Here is a 20,166-nt window from a genome sequence, read left to right on the forward strand (position 1 = left end):
CTATGGCGCCCGCATGAAGGGGGAACGCCTGGAATGGGTCGATGTCGCGCGCGGCGTCGGCATCATCGCGGTCGTCATTGCCCATATATGGACGCGGGGGGGCGTGCGGGATGCGCTCTACAGCTTTCATATGCCGCTGTTTTTCCTGTTGTCGGGCTATCTCACCCGGCCACGCCCTGCCGGAAAGTTCGCATGGGCGCAGGTTGAAGGGCAGATGCGGCCCTATTTCGCCTTTCTGCTGCTGCTGATCGCGGCGGACCAGTTGATCGAGCCGCTGAAGGGCAACCGCCCTATCTTTCATCAATGGCCGCACGATTTGATGCCGATCCTGCTGGGTGGATCATGGCTGCGCGGTCCCTATACGATCTTCTGGTTCGTGCCGTGCCTGATGTTCGGACGGATCGCGTTCAATGCGCTGCTGGTTCGATGGCCCGATCCGCTGGACAGGCGATGGGGCGTGGCTGCGGCGATCAGCCTGATCGCGGCTTATGCGCTGGGTTGGGCGACCGATATATCGCCGCTGGGCCTGCTCACCGTGCCGATGGCGTTCTTCCTGCTCTGGACAGGCGCGGCGTGGCGGCGCATCGGCGGGAACCGATGGATGATGGCGCCGCTGCTCCTGTTGTCGGCCTGCGGCCTGCTGTCGTTATTTCCCACGCTCAACATGAAGGCCGGGGATTACGGCTGGCCGATCCTGTCGATCGCATCGGCCATCGCGACGTCGCTCATCCTCTTTCGCCTGTCACCGGTGGTGCCGAAAATATGGAAAGGTCCGTTGGTGCTTCTGGGGCAGGCCTCACTGGTCATCATGTATCTGCACGTCGCGCTGATTCACTATCTGACGCCCTATCTGCCCAAGGTATGGCTGCTGCCCGTTGCGCTTCTCGTGCCGCTGGCCTGCTGGCAACTTATCCGCAAATCGCCTTTCGCCCGCCGCATCTTCCTCTGAAAACTCAGTGCAGGTGGCGCAGCTTGTCGGGGTTGCGCGTCACATAGATAGCGCGGACCTGCCCATCCTCTATGTCGAGGGCGGTGGTCTGCAATTCGCCGTCCGCCTCGCGCGTGATGAAGCCGGGCAGGCCGTTCACCATGACGGTGCGGACCAGCGCCGATCCATATTTGCCGAACATCACCGCCAGCGCCTTGTGCAACTGGATCACCTGCTTCCATCCCAGCACCGGCCGGAGCGCGGCGGGACGCTTGCCGCCGCCGTCGCTGTGCATGCTGACATCGGCGGCCAGCATGGCGCCCAGCTTTGTCATGTCGCCGCTGCGCGATGCGGTGAAGAAAGCCTGCGCGATTTCCAGCCCCCTTTCCTGTTCGATCTGGAAGCGGGGCCGTGCCTCCCGCACATGACTGCGCGCCCGCGCGGCAAGCTGGCGGCAGGCGGCGGCATCGCGGTGAATGGTGAGGGCGACTTCCTCAAAGCCGACACCGAAAACGTCATGCAGCAGGAAAGCCGCCCGCTCCAGCGGGGACAGCCTTTCCAGCGCCAGCATCAGGGGAAGCGTAACATCTTCTTCCACCTCATCCTCGCCGACCACCGGATCGGGCAGCCATGGGCCGACATAGCTTTCCCGCTGCCGCCGCGCCGACTTCAATTGATCAAGGCAGAGCCGCGTCACCGTCCGGCGCAAAAAGGCTTCCGGTTCGCGCACCAGTGCCCGATCCGTGCCCATCCAGCGGAGGAAGGCGTCCTGCACGACATCCTCCGCATCGGCGACCGATCCCAGCATCCGGTATGCGACCCGGACCAGCCGGGGGCGCAGCGGGTCGAAGCTGTCCGCCGCATCCCGCTGCGCCCGGGCGGTCATCAGGCGGCGACCTTCGCGGGTACGTGATCGTACCAGAGGTCGAAGCCGACGGCCAAACGGTTCCACCCGTTGATGACGTTTATCATCAGCGTGAGTTTCACCTGTTCCTCCTCCGAAAACTCGGCTCTCAACGCCTCATGGGCTTGCCCGTGGCCGTGCCCTTCCGAAAGGCGCGTCAGGGCTTCGGTCCATGCCAGCGCCGCGCGTTCGCGGGGGGTATAGCATGGCGCTTCCCGCCAGGCCGACAACAGATAGATGCGCTGTTCCGTTTCCCCCTGCGCGCGCGCGTCGAGCGTGTGCATATTGATGCAATTGGCGCACTGGTTGATCTGCGACGCGCGGATTTTCACCAGTTCGATGAGGCTCGGCTCCAGGCTGGCGTTCGCGGCATTGGACGTCGCGAACCAGCTTTTCATGAGCTGCGGCGCGGCGGCGAAGGGATCGAGCTTGGCGGTCATGACAGTTCCTTTCCTTGGGGTTGTGCAGTCATGACGATCGGGAAAGGCGCGGTGTGACATGACGAGAGAAAAAAAGGAGGGACGGTTCTGGGAAATGCAGTTTTCGGCCAGCAACAGCCCAAGCATGTGTTCATGCTGAGGCGGGCAGCGCCACGCCTGCGCGGGCGCTGGCTCTAAGCCAACGGAAAAGGCCAGCGCTCCGCGAGGACCGCCGGCCTTTCCACCCCCCTGCTATTTCAGGACATTCAGGCGACCTTGGTCTGAACCTGCGTCTCTTCCTCGGCATCGCGCAGCACATAGCCGCGGCCCCAGACCGTCTCGATATAATTTTCGCCGCCGCAGGCCAGCGCCAGCTTCTTACGCAGCTTGCAGATGAAGACGTCGATGATCTTGAGTTCCGGTTCGTCCATCCCGCCATACAGGTGGTTCAGGAACATTTCCTTGGTCAGCGTAGTGCCCTTGCGGAGCGAAAGCAGCTCCAGCATCGCATATTCCTTGCCGGTCAGGTGAACGCGGTTGCCGTCCACTTCCACGGTCTTGGCGTCCAGGTTGACGGCCAGCTTGCCGGTGCGGATGACCGATTGCGAATGGCCCTTGGACCGGCGGACGACGGCGTGGATGCGCGCGATCAATTCTTCGCGGTGGAACGGCTTGGTCACATAATCGTCTGCGCCGAAACCGAAGGAGCGGACCTTGCTGTCCATCTCCGCCACGCCCGACAGGATCAGCACCGGCGTCTGCACCCGCGCCGCGCGCAGCTTCTTGAGCACGTCATAGCCGTGCATATCCGGCAGGTTCAGGTCCAGGCAGATGATGTCGTAATCATAGAGCTTGCCAAGATCGAGGCCCTCTTCACCCAGGTCCGTCGTATAGACGTTGAACCCTTCGGTGGTGAGCATAAGCTCGATCGCCTTGGCCGTGGTCGGTTCATCTTCAATAAGCAGGACGCGCATGTGAAGCCCCTTTTGGTAACAGGTCCGTTCACCCCACCAGAACGGCATCTGCTGTAATTCATTAACCAAAAAACTTCTGAAGGACAAAGGTTAATTTTTCGCTAACCCGCAGGATTCCACGAGTCGCGCTCAAAAGAATCTATTTACAAAGGGTTGAGGGGCGAAACGACAGGCCCGGAGTCAAGCGTGATTCACCTGTGAAACAGAATGTCAGCAGCCATGGTGCCGCGCCAGGAAATCAAGCAGCGCCTCGACCCGCGCGGGCCGCAGGCGCGATGGCGGCGTGACCAGATGCAGGCCAAAGGCGGGTGGGCGCCAGTCGGATAATATCTCCTCCAATTCGCCCGAAGCCAGTGCGTCGCCCACGATGAAATCGGGCAGCCGCGCGATGCCGACGCTGTCCCGCAACGCGGGCAGCATCGCTTCGCCGCTGTTGACGGTGATGCGCGAATGGACCTGCACCACCACATTCTGCTGCCCCGGCCCCGAAAAACGCCACACATCGGGCGTGGGCGCATTGGCATAGCACAGGCAATCATGACCGCTCAGGTCGGATGGATGGGTGGGCCGCCCCCGTTCGGCCAGATAGGCAGGCGACGCGACGACATGCAGGGTCACATCCGCCAGCTTGCGCGCACGGAGCGAACTGTCCGGCATGTCGGCGATGCGGATGGTCGCATCCAGCCCCGCTTCCACAAGGTCGATGCGGGCGTCGGACAGGTGCAGGTCCACATCCACCAACGGATGTTCCTTGCAGAATTGCGCGATCAAAGGCGCGATCCGCAAAAGTCCGAAGGTCATGGGCGCGCCCAGGCGCACGGTGCCGGACAGTTCGGCCGTTTCATCGCGCGCCGCTTCTTCCGCCGCGACGCCTTCGGACAGGATGCGTTCGGCATGGGCGGCGAGCCGCTTCCCGCTTTCCGTCAGCGAAAGGCGGCGGCTGGTGCGGTTGAAGAGGCTGGTGTCCAGATGCTGCTCCAGCCGGGTGACCGCCTTGGAAACCGTGGCTTTCGAAACGCTGAGCGCCTTGGCCGCGTCGGTGAAGCTGCGATGCTCCACCACGGCGGCGAACATGGCCCAGGCTTCGAAATCGGGGAGACGCATAAGGGAAACAATCCGTTTCAATGCTGCTTATTCAAGAAACGATCCTGATCGCTAGATTGTCGGAAAGCAAGCCGGAAACCCTCCGGCCGAATATTGAAAGGCAAGCATATGAGCACGAACACCGCGAGCCGCATCGAGCGCCGCCCCTTCGCGTCGCTCGGCCATGCCGACCATGGCTGGCTGAATGCGCGGCATCATTTTTCCTTCGCGGACTATCATGATCCCGACCGCATGAGCTGGGGCAAGATCCGTGTGTGGAACGACGATGAAATCGCCGCGCGGTCCGGTTTTCCGCCGCATCCTCATGCCGACATGGAGATTATCACCTATGTCCGCCAGGGCGCGATCACCCATCAGGACAGCCTTGGCAACAAGGGCCGCACGGAAGCGGGCGACGTCCAGGTGATGAGCGCGGGCACCGGCATCCGCCACGCCGAATATAATCTGGAGGACGAAACGACCACGCTCTTCCAGATCTGGGTCATTCCGCGGGCGCGGGGCGGTTCCCCAAGCTGGGGGGCGAAGCCTTTCCCCAGGGGCGACCGTTCCGGCAAGCTGGCGGTTCTGGCCAGCGGTTATGAGGATGACGCCGAAGCGCTTCGTATCCGGGCCGACGCCCGCCTGCTGGGCGGAACGGTAAAGGCCGGGGACAGCGTGACCTATGAAAGCGCGCCGGGCCGCCACCTTTATCTCGTCCCCGCCACCGGCCGGATCGAGATTGACGGCGAAGCCTTCGAGGCACGGGACGGCGCCGCGATCATCGGCGGTCAGCCGATCACCATCACGGCGATCGAGGACAGCGAAATCGTCCTGGTCGACAGCGAATAGGCCCGCCCTCCCACGGGCCGACAGGCCGCCCGCGTCTCCCTCCCCCTGACGCGGGCGGCCACTTTCCCCTTCATTCCATCAAGGAGCACTGACATGGCAAAGGTTCTGGTTCTCTATTATTCCACCTACGGCCACATCGAAACCATGGCGAAAGCCGTCGCGGAAGGCGCTGCCAGCGCGGGCGCGCAGGTCGACATCAGGCGCGTGCCCGAAACCGCGCCACTGGAAATCGCGCAGAAGGCCGGATTCAAGCTGGATCAGGATGCCCCCATCGCCACTGTCGCGGACCTGGCCGAATATGACGCGATCATCGTGGGCACCGGCACGCGCTTTGGCCGCATGTCGAGCCAGATGGCCGCTTTTCTCGATCAGGCGGGCGGCCTGTGGGCGCGCGGCGCGCTCAATGGCAAGGTCGGCGGCGCCTTCACCTCCACCGCCAGCCAGCATGGCGGGCAGGAAACGACGCTTTTTTCCATCATCACCAACCTGCTGCATTTCGGCATGGTGATCGTGGGGCTGGACTATGGCTTTGCCGAACAGATGGGCGTGGACAAGGTGCGCGGCGGCGCGCCCTATGGCGCCACGACCATTGCGGATGGTGACGGCAGCCGCCAGCCGGGCGAAGAAGAACTGGCGGGCGCGCGCTATCAGGGCTGCAAGATCGCGGAAACGGCGATCAAGCTGCACGGTTGAAAAGGCCTCTGCGACGTTACGGGAAAGGGTTCGGCGCGTCGGGCGCCGGCCCCTTTCCGGCATTTAGGGTTGGCAGGGGCAAATGGTAAGGCGAAACCCGCCACCAAAGCCCGGTGGCAGCCGCATCCTCTTTCAAGCCGCGCACTCCACCCCCGTCTGGAGGAACCAGCGCGCTGTCCCCTGCAACCCTATCGCCGTCAGTCGCCCGGATCGATAGGCGCCGGTGTCTATGCCGATGCGGTTGGACCGTTCGTCCACATTCTCGCTGATATTGTGGCCATGGACGATCATCTTTTCATGCCCGTCCCGGTGGTCGAGAAATTCGGTCCTGATCCAGCGCAGGTCGTCGGGAGACTGGGCGTGGAGCGGAACGCCCGGCTTCACCCCGGCATGGACGAAGAAATAATCGCCGATCGTCACGCTGTCCTCAAACCCGTCGACGAAATCGACATGGGCGCGGGGCACATTGTCCAGCATCCAGTCCGCAAGCGCCGCATCGTCCATCGCATCGCAATCCGACAGGGCCAGTCCATAGCTGGCCGCCGTTTCCGTTCCGCCATATTGCCGGAAATAATGGGTTGCGCGCACATGGCCGCGCGCCGCCATCAGGAACGCTTCCTCATGATTGCCCTTGACGAAGCGGGCGAGGGGATTGGTTCGCGCCAGCTCCATCGCCCGTTCGATCACCTGCGCCGACCAGCGGCCGCGATCGACCAGATCGCCCAGCAGGATGAGGTATGTGGGAATGGCTCCTCTCGCCTCGCTGTCCCGCGCGATCAAGGCCAGCAGATCGCGCAGCAAGTCGTCCCGGCCATGAATGTCGCCAATGGCATAAACCCGCCGGTCGTCGCCGACGCTGGGCGAGGGCGGCGCTGATATCGGCGCTTTGCGGCGCAGCCATGCGGGCGGTGCGATCATGCGGCCGATTGTCGCACGGCTTTAGAGGCGCGGCAATGTCACCCCTTGCTGGCCCATATATTTTCCCGCCCGGTCGGCATAGCTGACCTCGCATGGTTCATTCCCCTGCAGGAACAGGAACTGGCATGCGCCTTCATTGGCGTAGATTTTCGCGGGCAGCGGCGTGGTGTTGGAAAATTCCAGCGTCACATGCCCTTCCCAGCCCGGCTCCAGCGGGGTGACGTTCACGATGATCCCGCACCGCGCATAGGTGGATTTGCCAAGGCAGATCACCAGCACGTCGCGCGGCACCCGGAAATATTCGACCGTGCGGGCAAGGGCGAAGCTGTTTGGCGGGATGATGCAGCAGTCGGTCTTGCGGTCGACGAAGCTGTTCGCGGCGAAATCCTTGGGGTCCACCACCGCGCTGTCGACATTGGTGAAGATCTTGAACTCGTCCGCCACCCGCGCGTCATAGCCATAGGAGGACAGGCCATAGCTGATGCACCCGTCGCGCCGCTGGCTTTCCACGAAAGGCTCGATCATGCCGCTGTTCAGGGCCTGCTCGCGAATCCACTTGTCCGACTGGATGGCCATTGGTCCTCAGCTTCTCTTCTTCGTTGTGACGCCCAGGTCCGCAGGACCGAAGGCATAAGGCAGCAGCGCGGAAACGCTATGCTCTATCATGGCCTCACCGCTTGCAGCAGCGCAATAGACGGGGAGGGGCCGGCCTGCAATCTGCTCCGCTTCATGCATGACCTGACGGCACCGGCCGCAGGGCGCGACGATGGCGCCATCCGCTCCGCCCGCCACGGCGATCGCCTCCACGTCGGCCAGCCGTCCCTGCGAATTGACGGTCGCCAGCGCCACCGTCTCGGCACAGAGCGACAGCCCATAGCTTGCATTCTCGAAATTCGCCCCGGTAACGATCCGCCCATCGGTCAACCGCACGGCCGCGCCCACGGCAAAGCCGCTATAGGGTGCATGGGCATGGGCCATCGCTTCCCGCGCCGCATCCACCAGAGCCTTTGCCACCAGAGCCTTTGCGGATGCATTTTTCGTCATGGCGCGACCACGCTCCACCGTACCGGGCCGTCCACGCCGTCGATATGCCGCATGTTGCTGGCGGTCCACACCACCCATGGCCGCGTCGCATAATCGGGCGGAAAGAAATTACCGTCCAGCCAGAGCGTGCGATTCACGCCTGATCCGATGTCGTAATCCGTGTCGAAATCCTTCGTCACATTGAGCACCACGGTCTTGCCCGCATGGCTTTCGATCAAATTGACCAGCGTGTTGAGTTCCGAAAGCACCTTGTCCCGGTCCGGCCTGGCCGTGCAGCCCGGATCGAAAGCCAGCCGGATCACGGGGGGCAGGGCGGCATTGTCGCGCGGCACCGTCGTGATGAAGGGGGTCGCCTGGCTGGAGGCGCTGCGGCACAGGCTGAAGTCCAGCAACGCGCCATAGCGCATCCCGGCCCTGCGCGCTTCGGCCCAGTTGGTTCCAAAGGCGGGATCGCGCTGTCCCCGGCCGTTCGCGGCGCGGATATAGGCGAAATCCGTCCCCTGCGCCGCCAGCGTGCCCCATTCGATGACGCCATTGCCCGCACCCACCGACACGCCCTGCATCGGATAATGCTCGCGGTCCGGCGCCCAGCCGCGCGCGAACAGCCACAGCGCCGTCACCAGCGCCGCGCTCACGGCCAGCGCAAAGCCCATGCGCGCCAGCCATTGCCGCGAAGTCAGCCCCCTGATTGTCCCTACCCCTTGATATGCAATACGCAGATCAGCGTGAAGAGCCGCCGCGCGGTGTCGAAATCCACCGCGATCTTGCCCTCCAGCCTTTCCATCAGCATTTCGGCCGCCTGATTGTGGATGCCGCGCCGGGCCATGTCCACCGTTTCGATCTGTTGGGGCGATGCATTGCTGATCGCCTGATAATAGCTGTCGCAGATCGCGAAATATTCCCGGATAGGGCGGCGGAACCGCCCCAGGCCCAGGATCACGGCTTCCAGCGGACTGTCATCCTCCCGCCGCATTTCCACGACCAGTCGCCCGTCCTCGACCCGCAGCACCACCCTGTAGGGACCGGCATAGCCATCTTCATGCACCCGCTGCGGCGCGAAGTGGTTATCCTCCAACAGGTCGAAAATCGCGATGCGCCGTTCCTGCTCCACATCGGCGTTGCGCCACAGGATCGTGCGCTCGTCGAGCTTTATGTCTATGATGCGCGGATCGGCCATGGTGCAGGCTTCCGTCACTGCGGCGAGGGACGGCGAAATGCAAGCGGGACTTATCCACAGATCGTTTCGAACTCGCATCTTGCGCGGGCGCTCCAGCGGCGCGATGAGGGGGCAATGGTTGAACTGGTGAAGATCAATGCCGCCGCCGAAGCGGGTGGCCCCGAATTGCCGCGCAATGTGGAGGCGGAGGCGGCGCTGCTTGGCGCGCTGATGATCGACAACCGCATCGCCGAGGATATCCAGCTCAAGCTCAAGCCCGAACATTTCTTCGAACCGCTCCATGGCCGCATCTACGAAGCGGTGATGCGGCTGGTCGAGCGTGACATGGTGGCCAATCCGGTGACGCTCAAGCCCATGCTGGATCAGGACCCCGCGCTCAAGGAACTGGGCGGCGCGGCCTATCTGGCGCAGTTGACCGGCAATGGCGCCGCGCTGCTGGGCGCGCGGGACTTCGCGCAGCAGATTTACGACCTCGCCTTGCTGCGTCAGCTTGTGAATGTCGGGCGGGAGCTGGTTGAAAATGCGCTGGATACCAGCGAGGATGTCAATCCACGCGAACAGATAGAGCAGGCTGAAATCTCGCTCTACAAAGTATCCGAAGGGGAGGGCGAAGTCGGCTCGGTCAAGAGCTTCGCCGCCGCCACGACCATGGCCGTGGCCGTGGCCGAACGCGCGCTCAACAGCGGCGGCCATGTGTCGGGCATCACCACCGGCATCAACAGCCTCAACGAGAAGATCGGCGGCCTGCACAATTCGGACCTTATGATCCTGGCCGGGCGTCCGGGCATGGGCAAGACCTCGCTCGCCACCAACATCGCCTATAATGCCGCGTCCCGCTGGCTGCGCGATAATGCCGACGGCATCCCGCCGGAAAAGAATATGGGCGCGAAAACAGCGTTTTTCAGCCTCGAAATGTCGGCGGATCAGCTTGCCACCCGCGTCCTTGCCGAACAGTCGGGCATCAGCGGCGAAGCGCTCCGCATGGGCAAGATCAGCCGGGCCGATTTCCAGAACCTCTCCCGCGCCGCCCGCGAGTTGCAGGAACTGCCGTTGTTCATCGACGACACGCCCGGCCTTACCATCGCCGCCCTCCGCACGCGCGCCCGCCGCCTGAAGCGCCGCCACGACATCGGCTTCGTCATCGTCGACTATCTCCAGTTGCTGCAAGGCACCGGCAAGGGCGGCGACAACCGCGTGCAGGAAATTTCCGAAATTTCCCGCGGCCTCAAGACCTTGGCGAAGGAACTGAACTGTCCGGTTTTGGCCCTGTCCCAGCTCAGCCGCGCCGTCGAACAGCGCGAGGACAAGCGCCCGCAGCTATCGGACCTGCGCGAATCCGGCTCTATCGAGCAGGACGCCGACATGGTCTGGTTCGTCTTTCGCGAGGATTATTACGTCGCCGCCAAGGAGCCGGGCAACAAGGAAAGCCCCGAGCATCTGGAATGGGCGCAGGAAATGGAACGCATTTACGGCCTCGCCGAACTGATCGTCGCCAAACAGCGCCACGGCTCCACGGGCCGCATCCGCATGAAGTTCGACGCCAAGATCACCCGCTTTTCCGACCTTGCGGAGGGCAGCTACATGGAAAGCTACGAGTAGCCCGAGGAAGTCAGCCCCGGAACAAGGGCGTCAGCACCATCGCCAGCCCGACAAGGCTGACCGCATAGGCAAGCGTCCGCACCATCGGCACGCCAAGACCGTAAAGCGGCAGATACGCGACCCGCGCGCCCAGCCAGATCCAGCCGCCCAGCGCCGTCCATTCACTCGTTCGGCCCGCCACGACGACACCGATCAGCGCGACGATGGCGATAGGGAAGGTTTCCTGGAAATTGGCCTGCGCCCGCACGAAACGACCGACCACGGGCCGCAGCGGCGGCAGCGTTTCGTCCCGCGCGCCCATGTTCCACCGGGGGCCAAATTGTCTGGTCTTGAGGTGCGCCGCCGCGAAGATGTGAACCAGCAGCAAGACCACGCCCCAGGCCAGGATCTTGAGTTCGACGGGCATGACCCTCTCCTTATGGCAAAGGGCCATTCTAACCATTTGCGCGCAAAGGGAAAGCCTCCACCCCTACACGCCATGGCGGGTCGTTTCAGAACACGGGCTGGTTGGCCGGATCGTCGGGATCGATCGCTGGCGCGATGGGCGAAACCGGCGTGTGGATGCCGCATTCCACCTTTTCCCACCCGCGCCAGCGGCCTGCGCGCGGATCTTCGCCCGGCAGCACCTTGGACGTGCAGGGTTCGCAGCCGATGGACAGATAACCCTGCGCCTCCAGCGGATGGCGCGGCAGGTCATGTTCGGCGAAATAGGCTTCCAGATCGTCCTTGGTCCAGTCGCCCAGCGGATTGAGCTTGAGCCGCCCGTCCTCGACCTCGAAGCGGGGCAGGTTCTGCCGCGTGACCGACTGGAACGCCTTGCGCCCGGAAATCCACGCATCCAGCCCATCCTTGGCGCGGGCCATCGGCTCGACCTTGCGGATGTCGCAGCAGCCGTCCGGGTCATAGGACCAACGCAGGCCCGTCTCGTCCTTCGCCGCGATCACCTCGGGCTTGGGCGTGATGACCCGGCTGTCGGTGAAGCCGAACGCGCGGATCAGCGTGTCGCGATAATCCAGCGTCTCGCCAAACATCTTGAGCGTATCGACGAAGATCACCGGCACGTTGGGGTCCGCCTGCGCCACCAGATGCAGCAGCACCGCGCTTTCCGTGCCAAAGGAGGAGACGACGGCGACATGGCCCGCCAGCCCTTCGGTAAAGACGGTCCGCAACATCGTCATCGTGTCGACGCCTTCGAAACGCGCGTTCAGCGCGTCGGCTTCCGCCTGCGTAAAGGCGGGGCGGGCGTCGATCAGGTCGATTTCACGAGCGGCTTTAGCCATCCACTGTCTCCGGGTGCCGTTTCGCCCAAACCGGGCGGCGGCCGTCGACGGTCTTTTGATAGACGTCGGCATAGCGATTGAGCGCACGTTCGACGGCGGCATCGTCCAACGCCTTGTCGGGGCGGAAGCTGTCGAAGCCGCATCGGCGCATGGGGACGATCTGGTCCACCAACACGTCGCCTACCGCGCGCAATTCGCCCGCATAGCCCGCTTCGCGCAGGATGCGGGCCGCCGAATAGCCGCGCCCGTCGCCAAAAGCCGGGAAGTTCACCTCCACCAGCGAAAGGCGGTCCAGATAGGGCAGCAATTCCCGCGCATCCTCGCCCGCTTCTATGCGGACGGCGGTGGAATTGGACTGGCCAGTGAAGGATTCCACCGTCACGGTCGGTTCCTGCGTGGCTTCGCCTTCGCGGAAGGACAGGAACTCAACCATAGATCGCCTCCTTGAAGGGCTTCATGCCGATGCGGCGATAGGTGTCGAGGAAGCGTTCGCCTTGCTCCCGCTGCGCCAGATAGATGTCCGTGACCTTCTCGATCGCGTCGACCACGCCGTCTTCGGAAAAACCGGGGCCGGTGATCTGGCCCAGCGAAGCATCCTCCGCGCCCGATCCGCCGAGCAGGAGCTGGAAATTCTCCACGCCCTTCCGGTCCACGCCAAGGATGCCGATATGGCCCGCATGGTGATGGCCGCAGGCGTTGATGCAGCCGGAAATCTTGAGCTTCAGTTCGCCCAGATCCTTCTGCCGCTCCGGCGAAGCGAAACGCTCCGACAGCTTCTGCGCCAGCGGGATCGACCGCGCATTGGCCAGGCTGCAATAATCGAGACCGGGGCAGGCGATGATGTCGGTGATCAGGTCCAGATTGGCCTCCGCCAGTCCCGCTTCGTCCAGCTTCTGCCAGATGGCGTAGAGGTCGGCTTTCCTGACATGCGGCAGGACGAGATTCTGTGCATGGGTCACGCGCAGTTCGTCCAGCGAATATTGCTCCGCCAGGTCCGCGACCAGATCGATCTGCTCGGCCGAAGCGTCGCCGGGGATACCGCCCACGGGCTTCAGGCTGATATTGACGATGGCATAGCCCGGCTGCCGGTGCGCCGCGACCTGCCGGTCGACCCACAGTGCGAAGGCCGGATCGCTGCGGTCGATGGCGTCGGACAGGCCCTGCTCATAGGCCGGACCCGCGAAGAAGGGGCGGATGCGGTCCAGTTCCTCGCGGGGCGGGTTCAGCCCCAGCGTCCGCATATGGGCGAACTCTTCCTCGACCTGCCGCTTATATTCCTCGACGCCCAGTTCATGGACCAGGATCTTGATTCGCGCCTTGAACTTGTTGTCGCGGCGGCCATAGCGGTTATAGACGCGCAGGCACGCTTCCAGATAAGACACGATCTCATCTTCGGGCACGAAGTCCCTGATTTGCGGCCCGACCATCGGCGTGCGTCCCATGCCACCACCGGCATAGACCTCCGCGCCGATCTCATCCCCGCGCTTCACCAGCTTGAGGCCGATGTCGTGCAGGCGCATCGCCGCGCGATCGTCTTCCGATGCGATCACGCAAATCTTGAACTTGCGCGGCAGGTAGGTGAATTCCGGGTGGAAGGTCGACCATTGCCGCAGCAATTCGGCCCAGGGGCGGGGGTCCGCCACTTCGTCAGCGGCCACGCCCGCATATTGATCCGAAGAAATGTTGCGGATGCAATTGCCGCTGGTCTGGATGGCGTGCATCTCCACCGTCGCCAGTTCGGCGAGGATGTCGGGCGCGTCGGCCAGCTTGATCCAGTTATACTGGATGTTCGTGCGGGTCGTGAAATGGCCGTAGCCGCGATCATATTTGCGCGCGATCTCGCCCAGTTTCCGCATCTGCCTGCCCGACAGCGTGCCATAGGGGATGGCGACGCGCAGCATATAGGCGTGAAGCTGCAGATAGAGGCCGTTCATCAGCCGCAGCGGCTTGAACTGGTCCTCGGTCAGATGCCCTGCCAGGCGGCGCTGGGTCTGGTCGCGAAACTCCTCGACGCGGGCGTCGACGATGGACTGGTCGTAGCTGTCGTAACGATACATGGTTCAGATCACCCAGTTGCCGGCATCGGCGTCATTCGGTTTCAGCGTCAGGTCGGGGCGCACCGTCGGTCCCAGCGCGCGGATGCGGTCCTTGATATGCGCGGGACGGATACCTTCGTCCGTCACGGTGGCGTCGATCACATAAGCGCCGACCACGCGCTGCGCGGCCTCCTCGGCGCGGACCAGTTCGTCGCCTTTGTCGCCGACATCGGCCGAATCGCCCACCTGCCGCGACCAGCCGTCGCCTGCCCACCAGATCACGTCGCCGGTGCCAAGGTCATTGCCGGTCAAGATCTTCACTTATGCATCTCCGAAACCATTTCCGCCTGCGCGCTCCATCCCGCCAGCACATCGCGCGCCAGCGCGTGTGCCGCCACTTCCCCGACGACGATCAGCGCCGGGCTCTTCACCTGTTCCCGCGCCACCATCTCGCCCAGATCGGCGAGCAGCGTGCGGAGCGTCCGCATATCGGGACGCGTGCCATTTTCCAACACCGCCACCGGAATCCCCGGCGCGACGCCATCGGCCATCAGCTTGTCGGCGATGTCCGCCGCCGTCGCCACGCCCATGTAGATGACCAGCGTCCGTCCCTTGCCCGCAAGGCCGGACCAGTCCTGATCCGTCAGCCCCTTGCACTGACCCGCGACGAAGCTGACCGCGCTCGATGCGGCGCGGTGGGTGAGGGGGAGCTGCGCCTGCGCCGCGCTGCCGATCGCCGCGCTGATGCCGGGCACCACTTCCACCGGCACGCCGGCTTCGCGGCAGGCGTCCACTTCCTCGCCGCCGCGCCCGAAGATGAAGGGATCGCCGCCCTTCAGCCGCACAACGGGTTGTCCGCCCTTCGCCAGCCGCACCAGCAGCGCGTTGATCTCCTCTTGCGGCATGGAATGGCGGCTGCGCTGCTTGGCGACAGAGATCAGCTTCGCCCCCGGCGCGGCCATCGCCAATATCTCGCGCGACACCAGCCCGTCATGCACGATCACCTGCGCCGCGCCGATCAGGCGGGCGGCGCGCAGCGTCAGCAGGTCCGGATCGCCCGGTCCCGCGCCGACGAGATAAACGGTGGCAGGTGCATGTTCGGCCATGCTGGCCCACATGGCGAAGGCGCAGCCCAACTGCAATCCAGAATGCTTTTACCGGGGCGTAGGAAAAGTTGCGGCCGCAAAAGCCCCGCCTTTTCAATCCCCCATCGCGCCCGTGTCGATGGGCTTCAATCCCACGCCGATGGAGGCGCGCGGCTGCTCGATTTCCGATGAAACCACGGGATAGGCGCAATAATCCGCTGCATAATAGGCGCTGGGCCGATGATTGCCCGAAATCCCCACCCCGCCAAAGGGCGCGGCGGATGAAGCGCCGTTGGTGGGCCGGTTCCAGTTGACGATCCCGGCGCGCACCTGGGTCCAGAACTGATTATACTGCTCGGGCGATCCCCCGATCAGCGCGGCGGACAGGCCGAAACGGGTATTGTTCGCCTCTGCGATGGCGGCATCGAAATCGGGCACGCGCACCACCTGGAGCAGCGGCCCGAACAGCTCCACATCCGGCCGCTCCGCCATGGCCGTCACGTCGATGATGGCGGGCGTCACGAAGGGCAGGCCCTTCACCGGGCGGACCATATGCTTGATCGGCTTGCCGCCATTGCTCATCAGATAGAGGAAGCTTTCCGTCAGCCCGTCCGCCGCCGCTTCGTCGATCACCGGCCCCATATAGGGCGCGGGGTCGGCATGGGGATGGTCGATGATCAGACGGTCGGCGATCTTCTTGACCTCCGCGATCACGGCGTCGGCGATGCTTTCCTTCACGATCAGGCGGCTGGCGGCGGTGCATCGCTGCCCGCTGGAGAGAAAGGCCGACTGCGCCACCAGAGTCGCTGCGGCGTTAATGTCGGGCGTGTCCCAGACGATCGCCGGATTATTGCCGCCCATCTCCAGCGCCAATATCTTGCCCGGTTCGCCCGCGAACTGGCGGTTGATCGCGATCCCGGTCTGCGCCGACCCGGTGAACAGCACGCCCCCCACATCGCCATGGGCGGTCAGCGCCTTGCCTTCCTCCGCCCCGCCCAGCAGCAGGCGGATCGCATCCTGCGGTATCCCCGCCTCATGATAAAGCTTCACCAGCATCTCGCCCACGGCGGGCGTCTTTTCCGAAGGCTTGAACACGACGCTGTTACCCGCCAGCAGGGCAGGGACGATATGACCATTGGGCAAATGCGCGGGGAAATTATACGGCCCCAGCACCGCCATCACTCCATGCGGCTTGTGCCGCACGGACTGGCGCGCGCCCATGGCGGCATCCAGCCTTTTCTGCCCCGTCCGCTCGGCATAGGCGGACACGGAAATGTCGACCTTGCCCATCACGGCGGCCACTTCGGTCTGTGCGTCCCACAGCGGCTTGCCGGTTTCCCGCGCGATCAGGTCGGCCAGCTTGTCCTCATGCGCGCGCACGACATTGACGAAGCGGCGCAGCGTTTCGATGCGATAGGCGATGGGCTGGGCGGCCCATTGCGGCCATGCCGTAGCGGCGCGCGCCACTTCCTCATCCACATTGCCGGCTGCCCCTTGCCATAAAAGCGCGCCGGTGGCCGGTTCGAACGAGGTTAATGCGGAGCTCATGCTGCCCCGATATGGCTGAAAAAGGTGGGAGAGGGAAGGGGTGACGCTGAATGGCGGTTATGGGCGGTTGCCCGAACTCGGCCACCCATCATGGCACCTTCGGCGCGTCTCCATGCGCCTCGCCCATGCGCCGGATCGCGGCAACCTTGTCGTAAAGCGGTTGCCAGTCGTCCTCCCGGTCGATGGCGCTCCAGATCGCCTCCACTTCCTCGATATGCATGGAGCAGGGATTCTCGTCCGTCCAATAGGGATGCGTCCGGTCGCCATTCGCCTCGAACCCACTTGCGACTTCGCGAAAAGGCGCCCAGCTTTCATCGGCATAGCGTCCCGCCGCCCGCGCCTTGCCACCGCGCCAGTCATGGAAAAAGCGGTCTATCTCCGTCCCCGTCTCGATCATCCCTCGCACGGCGGCCTGAACCAGCGCCGATGCATCGCCGTCGTCCGCAACCCCCAGCCGCCAGCAGAAACGCCGCGTCAGCGCCTCGCTGAACAGGGCCGGAAACCGCTCCATCTGCTCGACCAGCGGCTCCGCCTCCACCAGCGGGCGCAGCGACACCGCCAGTTGCGCGGCGTCCCAGTGGATCGCTTCGGCCTGTCGCCCGAAGGCATAGAGACCTGTCTCGTCGAAATAGGCGGCGGTGAAGCCGTTGTCCCATGTGGGAGCGAACCGCCACGGCCCATAATCGAAACTCTCGCCCGTCACATTGATATTGTCGCTGTTCAGCACGCCATGCACGAAGCCCGCGACCATATAGCTTGCCGCCAGATCGGCGGTCCGCTCGATCACCCGCGTCATCAACTGCACCGGCGGATTATCTCCCGGCGTTTCCCCGTAAAGCCGGGTCAACGCATAGTCGGTCAGCTTCTCCAGCAGCGCCTTGTCGTCGAAATAGGCCGCGCGCTGGAAAGTCCCGATGCGGATATGCGAATGGCTGAGCCGCACCAGCACGGCGGCGCGGGTAGGGGACGGTTCGTCATGGCGCTCCAGTGCTTCGCCCGTCTCGATCAGCGAGAATGTCTTGGACGTGTTGACGCCCAGAGCTTCCAGCATTTCGGTCGCCAATATTTCCCGCACTCCGCCTTTCAGCGTCAACCGGCCGTCGCCAAAGCGGCTATAGGGCGTCTGCCCCGAACCCTTGGTGCCCAGGTCCAGCAGCCGTCCCGCGCCGTCCCGCAACTGCGCGAACAGGAAGCCGCGTCCGTCCCCGATCTGCGGATTATAACTGCGGAACTGATGCCCATGATATCGCAAAGCCAATGGGTTGGGCATCGAACCTGGCAAGGGATGGAAACGGCCGAAATGCCTGGTCCATTCCTCATCGTTCCATGTTTCCAGCCCGACGGCCTCCGCCCAGCGATCATTGCGGAAGCGCAGGATGGTTTGCGGGAAGTCCGCCGCTTTGACCGGATCGCCGATGTCGGGCATCAGCGCGGCGATTTCATGGGCGGGGCTATATTTGGCGGGTTGCAGGGGCGCGTTCATACGGCGATATGGGGGACACTATGCGGAGGGATCAAGGTTGAGCGGCTATACCGATGGATTTTGGTGGTCCCCCGATGGCCTGCGCCTCCATTATCGCGACTATGGTGGCGAGGAAGCGGGGGGCAATGACGGGCGGCCGCCTTTGCTCTGCCTGCCCGGCCTCACCCGCAACGCCCGCGATTTCGAGCCGCTTGCCGAAAGGCTCGCGGGCCAATGGCGGCTGATTTGCCCCGACATGCGCGGGCGGGCCGAAAGCGCCTATGCCAAAGACCCGATGACCTATGTGCCGCTCACCTATCTTCAGGATATAGGGCGGCTGCTGGCGGACCTTGCCGTCACGCGCTTCGTCGCCATCGGCACCTCGCTGGGCGGGCTCATCACCATGCTGATCGCCGCGACCCATCGGGAATGGCTGGCGGGCGCGTTGCTCAACGATGTGGGGCCGACGCTGGAGGAGGCGGGGCTGGCGCGCATCCGCACCTATGTGGGCATCGGCCAGTCGCATCCCAGTTGGGTCCATGCCGCCCGCGCGCTGGAGGAATCCAACCGCGACATCTACCCGGCTTATGATCTCGAACAATGGATCGCCATGGCGAAGCGTCTTTACCGCCTCAACTCGGGGGGGCGTATCGTGCTGGACTATGACATGCGCGTCGCCGAACCCCTGCGCCTGACCGGCGGAGAGGAAGCGGCTCCCGACATGTGGCCCGTCATGGCCGCCTTTCGCGGCATTCCGACGCAGATATTGCGGGGGGAGCATTCGGATCTGCTGAGCGACGCCACCGCGCGGCGCATGGTCGCGGAAATAGGCGAAGGCGCGGAGCTGACCGTCGTGCCCCGCGTCGGCCATGCTCCCGCGCTGGACGAGCCGGAATCGGTGGCGGCGGTCGACCGTCTGCTTGCCCGCGTCCTCCGTGGCTGAAGATTTGGCGCGGCCGCCCCGGCTGCTTCATGTGCATGGCAGCTTCTCGCTGGGCGGCAAGGAAGCGCGGGCTGTCCGCCTCATGAACCTCTGGGGCGATCGCGCCCATCACAGCATCGTCAGCGCCGCGCCGGACGCCATGGGCGCCCGCGACGCCATCGACCCGGCGCTACAGGTGGACTTCCCCACGCCGCCGCCTCTCATGGGCCGCCCCGGCCTGCGCCGCTTTCGCGAGATAGCGAACTTCCTGAAAAGTTTCGATTTGATACTGACTTACAACTGGGGCGCGATGGACGCCGTAATATCCCATCGCTTCGCCACCTCATTCATGCATTTGCCTCCCCTCATCCATCATGAGGACGGCTTCAACGCCGACGAAGCCAATGGATTGAAGCCCCAGCGCAACCTCTACCGCCGCCTCGCCCTCCAGCGCGCCGAGGCTCTCGTCGTCCCCTCCGTGCGCCTCGAAAGCATCGCCCGTCAGGTCTGGCGACAACCGGAGGACAAGGTCCACCTCATCCGCAACGGCATAGACGTGGCCCGTTACGTCACGCCGCCCGCGCCCGATGCCATCCCCGCCCTTGGCCGCACGCCGGGCAAACTGCTCGTCGGCACACTGGCGGGCCTGCGCGCGGTCAAAAACATTCCCCGTCTTGTCCGCGCGGTCGCCGCCCATCGCGACCGCCTGCAACTGGCGATCGTCGGCGAAGGCCCGGAACGCGACGCCATCCTCGCCGAAGCCGCTTCCCATGGCCTGGACGATATCTGCCTTGCCGGTTTCATGACCGACCCGTGGCGCTTCGTCGGCCTTTTCGACATCTTCGCTTTATCCTCGGACAGCGAACAATTCCCGATCTCACTGGTAGAGGCAATGGCGGCGAGCGTCCCCGTCGCGGCGATGGATGTCGGCGACGTTGCGAATATGGTCGCGCCTGAAAACCGCCCCTTCATCGTGCCGGATGAACAGCAGCTTGCCGCTGCCTTGGGTGCGCTGGCGGATGATGCCGGACTGCGCGCCCGACTGGGCCGTGCGAACCAGGAACGCGCCATTCGCGATTTCGACGAAGCGCGAATGGTCGATGCCTATGCCGCGCTTTACGGGAAGGCGCTGGCCCAGCCGGACATTTTGCGCTAGGGGCCGCGCGAAAATTCGTTATCCGGCCAATAATCTGCTATGGGTCGGCCTTTACGTGGCTGGGGGAGCCACTTGCTGTTGTGCGGGAG

At 64.1% G+C, this 20,166-nt stretch carries 23 protein-coding genes; 6 read left to right on the forward strand and 17 right to left on the reverse strand.

Annotated features, from left to right (window positions below):
- Positions 1-13: 13 nt before the first annotated feature.
- Positions 14-949: an acyltransferase family protein gene (locus ATN00_RS12635; protein WP_062065108.1), complete on the forward strand. Its 936-nt coding sequence runs from the start codon at positions 14-16 to the stop codon at positions 947-949.
- Positions 950-953: 4 nt separating this feature from the next.
- On the opposite strand, the gene ATN00_RS12640 is transcribed toward ATN00_RS12635, so the two are convergent.
- From ATN00_RS12640 to ATN00_RS12655, 4 genes are all read right to left on the reverse strand, one after another.
- Positions 954-1,814 (reverse strand): sigma-70 family RNA polymerase sigma factor, encoded by an 861-nt coding sequence (locus ATN00_RS12640; protein ID WP_062065111.1) that lies wholly within the window; start codon positions 1,812-1,814, stop codon positions 954-956.
- On the reverse strand, positions 1,814-2,272 hold the full coding sequence (locus ATN00_RS12645; protein WP_062065114.1) for a carboxymuconolactone decarboxylase family protein: 459 nt from the start codon (positions 2,270-2,272) through the stop codon (positions 1,814-1,816). The genes ATN00_RS12640 and ATN00_RS12645 overlap by 1 nt, the downstream gene beginning before the upstream one ends.
- Positions 2,273-2,517: 245 nt before the next feature.
- A complete protein-coding gene (gene ctrA / locus ATN00_RS12650) occupies positions 2,518-3,225 on the reverse strand; it encodes a response regulator transcription factor CtrA (protein WP_062065116.1) in 708 nt (235 codons plus the stop codon).
- 210 nt (positions 3,226-3,435) lie between these two features.
- Positions 3,436-4,329 (reverse strand): LysR family transcriptional regulator, encoded by an 894-nt coding sequence (locus ATN00_RS12655; RefSeq protein WP_062065119.1) that lies wholly within the window; start codon positions 4,327-4,329, stop codon positions 3,436-3,438.
- Between the two features lie 108 nt (positions 4,330-4,437).
- On the opposite strand from ATN00_RS12655, the gene ATN00_RS12660 reads away from it, so the two are divergent.
- Together ATN00_RS12660 and wrbA are read left to right on the forward strand one after the other, a co-directional pair.
- Positions 4,438-5,157 (forward strand): pirin family protein, encoded by a 720-nt coding sequence (locus ATN00_RS12660; RefSeq protein ID WP_062065123.1) that lies wholly within the window; start codon positions 4,438-4,440, stop codon positions 5,155-5,157.
- A 93-nt stretch (positions 5,158-5,250) separates the two neighbouring features.
- Positions 5,251-5,850 carry an NAD(P)H:quinone oxidoreductase gene (wrbA, locus tag ATN00_RS12665; RefSeq protein ID WP_062065126.1) on the forward strand — a complete coding sequence of 200 codons (600 nt, stop codon included), beginning with the start codon at positions 5,251-5,253 and terminating at the stop codon, positions 5,848-5,850.
- A gap of 132 nt (positions 5,851-5,982) precedes the next feature.
- Here wrbA and ATN00_RS12670 read toward each other — a convergent pair whose 3' ends face one another.
- Genes ATN00_RS12670 through ATN00_RS12690 form a run of 5 tightly spaced genes read right to left on the reverse strand, consistent with a single transcriptional unit; the run spans position 5,983 to position 8,989 of the window.
- Entirely contained in the window at positions 5,983-6,768 is a 786-nt protein-coding gene (locus tag ATN00_RS12670; protein WP_062065129.1) for a metallophosphoesterase, read from the reverse strand.
- A 21-nt stretch (positions 6,769-6,789) separates the two neighbouring features.
- Positions 6,790-7,344 (reverse strand): dCTP deaminase, encoded by a 555-nt coding sequence (dcd, locus tag ATN00_RS12675; protein WP_062065134.1) that lies wholly within the window; start codon positions 7,342-7,344, stop codon positions 6,790-6,792.
- Positions 7,345-7,350: 6 nt separating this feature from the next.
- Positions 7,351-7,812 (reverse strand): cytidine deaminase, encoded by a 462-nt coding sequence (locus ATN00_RS12680; protein WP_062065137.1) that lies wholly within the window; start codon positions 7,810-7,812, stop codon positions 7,351-7,353.
- Positions 7,809-8,465: a GH25 family lysozyme gene (locus tag ATN00_RS12685; RefSeq protein WP_062065139.1), complete on the reverse strand. Its 657-nt coding sequence runs from the start codon at positions 8,463-8,465 to the stop codon at positions 7,809-7,811. The genes ATN00_RS12680 and ATN00_RS12685 overlap by 4 nt, the downstream gene beginning before the upstream one ends.
- 41 nt (positions 8,466-8,506) lie before the next feature.
- Positions 8,507-8,989, reverse strand: a complete 483-nt coding sequence (locus ATN00_RS12690) for a UPF0262 family protein (RefSeq protein ID WP_062065142.1) — start codon at positions 8,987-8,989, stop codon at positions 8,507-8,509.
- A 114-nt stretch (positions 8,990-9,103) separates the two neighbouring features.
- Between ATN00_RS12690 and ATN00_RS12695 the strand changes: the two genes are divergently transcribed.
- Entirely contained in the window at positions 9,104-10,588 is a 1,485-nt protein-coding gene (locus ATN00_RS12695) for a replicative DNA helicase (protein WP_062065144.1), read from the forward strand.
- Between the two features lie 10 nt (positions 10,589-10,598).
- On the opposite strand, the gene ATN00_RS12700 is transcribed toward ATN00_RS12695, so the two are convergent.
- The 8 genes from ATN00_RS12700 to ATN00_RS12735 all read right to left on the reverse strand — a co-directional run bounded on the left by ATN00_RS12700 (position 10,599) and on the right by ATN00_RS12735 (position 18,020).
- Positions 10,599-10,994: an MAPEG family protein gene (locus tag ATN00_RS12700; protein WP_062065147.1), complete on the reverse strand. Its 396-nt coding sequence runs from the start codon at positions 10,992-10,994 to the stop codon at positions 10,599-10,601.
- An 85-nt stretch (positions 10,995-11,079) separates the two neighbouring features.
- Positions 11,080-11,868 (reverse strand): phosphoadenylyl-sulfate reductase, encoded by a 789-nt coding sequence (locus ATN00_RS12705; protein ID WP_062065149.1) that lies wholly within the window; start codon positions 11,866-11,868, stop codon positions 11,080-11,082.
- The gene (locus ATN00_RS12710; protein WP_062065152.1) at positions 11,861-12,301 is read right to left on the reverse strand and encodes a DUF934 domain-containing protein; all 441 of its coding nucleotides are present in this window, start codon (positions 12,299-12,301) and stop codon (positions 11,861-11,863) included. The genes ATN00_RS12705 and ATN00_RS12710 overlap by 8 nt, the downstream gene beginning before the upstream one ends.
- Positions 12,294-13,925 (reverse strand): nitrite/sulfite reductase, encoded by a 1,632-nt coding sequence (locus tag ATN00_RS12715; protein ID WP_062065155.1) that lies wholly within the window; start codon positions 13,923-13,925, stop codon positions 12,294-12,296. Before ATN00_RS12715 ends, ATN00_RS12710 begins: the two co-directional genes overlap by 8 nt.
- A 3-nt stretch (positions 13,926-13,928) precedes the next feature.
- On the reverse strand, positions 13,929-14,225 hold the full coding sequence (locus ATN00_RS12720) for a DUF2849 domain-containing protein (RefSeq protein ID WP_062065157.1): 297 nt from the start codon (positions 14,223-14,225) through the stop codon (positions 13,929-13,931).
- A complete protein-coding gene (gene cobA / locus ATN00_RS12725; RefSeq protein WP_062068758.1) occupies positions 14,222-15,010 on the reverse strand; it encodes a uroporphyrinogen-III C-methyltransferase in 789 nt (262 codons plus the stop codon). Before cobA ends, ATN00_RS12720 begins: the two co-directional genes overlap by 4 nt.
- Before the next feature lie 93 nt (positions 15,011-15,103).
- On the reverse strand, positions 15,104-16,537 hold the full coding sequence (gene astD, locus ATN00_RS12730; protein WP_062065160.1) for a succinylglutamate-semialdehyde dehydrogenase: 1,434 nt from the start codon (positions 16,535-16,537) through the stop codon (positions 15,104-15,106).
- 88 nt (positions 16,538-16,625) lie between these two features.
- Complete coding sequence (locus tag ATN00_RS12735) at positions 16,626-18,020, reverse strand: protein adenylyltransferase SelO family protein (protein ID WP_062065163.1); 1,395 nt, start codon at positions 18,018-18,020, stop codon at positions 16,626-16,628.
- A 37-nt stretch (positions 18,021-18,057) separates the two neighbouring features.
- Here ATN00_RS12735 and ATN00_RS12740 point away from each other — a divergent pair, with 37 nt between their 5' ends.
- Positions 18,058-18,942, forward strand: a complete 885-nt coding sequence (locus ATN00_RS12740) for an alpha/beta fold hydrolase (protein WP_062065166.1) — start codon at positions 18,058-18,060, stop codon at positions 18,940-18,942.
- The gene (locus tag ATN00_RS12745) at positions 18,935-20,077 is read left to right on the forward strand and encodes a glycosyltransferase (protein WP_257720643.1); all 1,143 of its coding nucleotides are present in this window, start codon (positions 18,935-18,937) and stop codon (positions 20,075-20,077) included. The genes ATN00_RS12740 and ATN00_RS12745 overlap by 8 nt, the downstream gene beginning before the upstream one ends.
- Positions 20,078-20,166: the final 89 nt, after the last annotated feature.

The organism is Sphingobium baderi (genome assembly GCF_001456115.1).
In the GTDB taxonomy this organism is placed as follows: Bacteria; Pseudomonadota; Alphaproteobacteria; order Sphingomonadales; family Sphingomonadaceae; genus Sphingobium; species Sphingobium baderi_A.

Excerpts from the sequence above, each read along its gene's own strand:
- ATN00_RS12635 (WP_062065108.1), top strand. The coding sequence starts at position 14 with ATGAAGGGGGAACGCCTGGAATGGGTCGATGTCGCGCGCGGCGTCGGC.
- ATN00_RS12640 (WP_062065111.1), bottom strand. The coding sequence starts at position 1,814 with ATGACCGCCCGGGCGCAGCGGGATGCGGCGGACAGCTTCGACCCGCTG.
- ATN00_RS12645 (WP_062065114.1), bottom strand. The coding sequence starts at position 2,272 with ATGACCGCCAAGCTCGATCCCTTCGCCGCCGCGCCGCAGCTCATGAAA.
- ctrA (WP_062065116.1), bottom strand. The coding sequence starts at position 3,225 with ATGCGCGTCCTGCTTATTGAAGATGAACCGACCACGGCCAAGGCGATC.
- ATN00_RS12655 (WP_062065119.1), bottom strand. The coding sequence starts at position 4,329 with ATGCGTCTCCCCGATTTCGAAGCCTGGGCCATGTTCGCCGCCGTGGTG.
- ATN00_RS12660 (WP_062065123.1), top strand. The coding sequence starts at position 4,438 with ATGAGCACGAACACCGCGAGCCGCATCGAGCGCCGCCCCTTCGCGTCG.
- wrbA (WP_062065126.1), top strand. The coding sequence starts at position 5,251 with ATGGCAAAGGTTCTGGTTCTCTATTATTCCACCTACGGCCACATCGAA.
- ATN00_RS12670 (WP_062065129.1), bottom strand. The coding sequence starts at position 6,768 with ATGATCGCACCGCCCGCATGGCTGCGCCGCAAAGCGCCGATATCAGCG.
- dcd (WP_062065134.1), bottom strand. The coding sequence starts at position 7,344 with ATGGCCATCCAGTCGGACAAGTGGATTCGCGAGCAGGCCCTGAACAGC.
- ATN00_RS12680 (WP_062065137.1), bottom strand. The coding sequence starts at position 7,812 with ATGACGAAAAATGCATCCGCAAAGGCTCTGGTGGCAAAGGCTCTGGTG.
- ATN00_RS12685 (WP_062065139.1), bottom strand. The coding sequence starts at position 8,465 with ATGGGCTTTGCGCTGGCCGTGAGCGCGGCGCTGGTGACGGCGCTGTGG.
- ATN00_RS12690 (WP_062065142.1), bottom strand. The coding sequence starts at position 8,989 with ATGGCCGATCCGCGCATCATAGACATAAAGCTCGACGAGCGCACGATC.
- ATN00_RS12695 (WP_062065144.1), top strand. The coding sequence starts at position 9,104 with ATGGTTGAACTGGTGAAGATCAATGCCGCCGCCGAAGCGGGTGGCCCC.
- ATN00_RS12700 (WP_062065147.1), bottom strand. The coding sequence starts at position 10,994 with ATGCCCGTCGAACTCAAGATCCTGGCCTGGGGCGTGGTCTTGCTGCTG.
- ATN00_RS12705 (WP_062065149.1), bottom strand. The coding sequence starts at position 11,868 with ATGGCTAAAGCCGCTCGTGAAATCGACCTGATCGACGCCCGCCCCGCC.
- ATN00_RS12710 (WP_062065152.1), bottom strand. The coding sequence starts at position 12,301 with ATGGTTGAGTTCCTGTCCTTCCGCGAAGGCGAAGCCACGCAGGAACCG.
- ATN00_RS12715 (WP_062065155.1), bottom strand. The coding sequence starts at position 13,925 with ATGTATCGTTACGACAGCTACGACCAGTCCATCGTCGACGCCCGCGTC.
- cobA (WP_062068758.1), bottom strand. The coding sequence starts at position 15,010 with ATGGCCGAACATGCACCTGCCACCGTTTATCTCGTCGGCGCGGGACCG.
- astD (WP_062065160.1), bottom strand. The coding sequence starts at position 16,537 with ATGAGCTCCGCATTAACCTCGTTCGAACCGGCCACCGGCGCGCTTTTA.
- ATN00_RS12735 (WP_062065163.1), bottom strand. The coding sequence starts at position 18,020 with ATGAACGCGCCCCTGCAACCCGCCAAATATAGCCCCGCCCATGAAATC.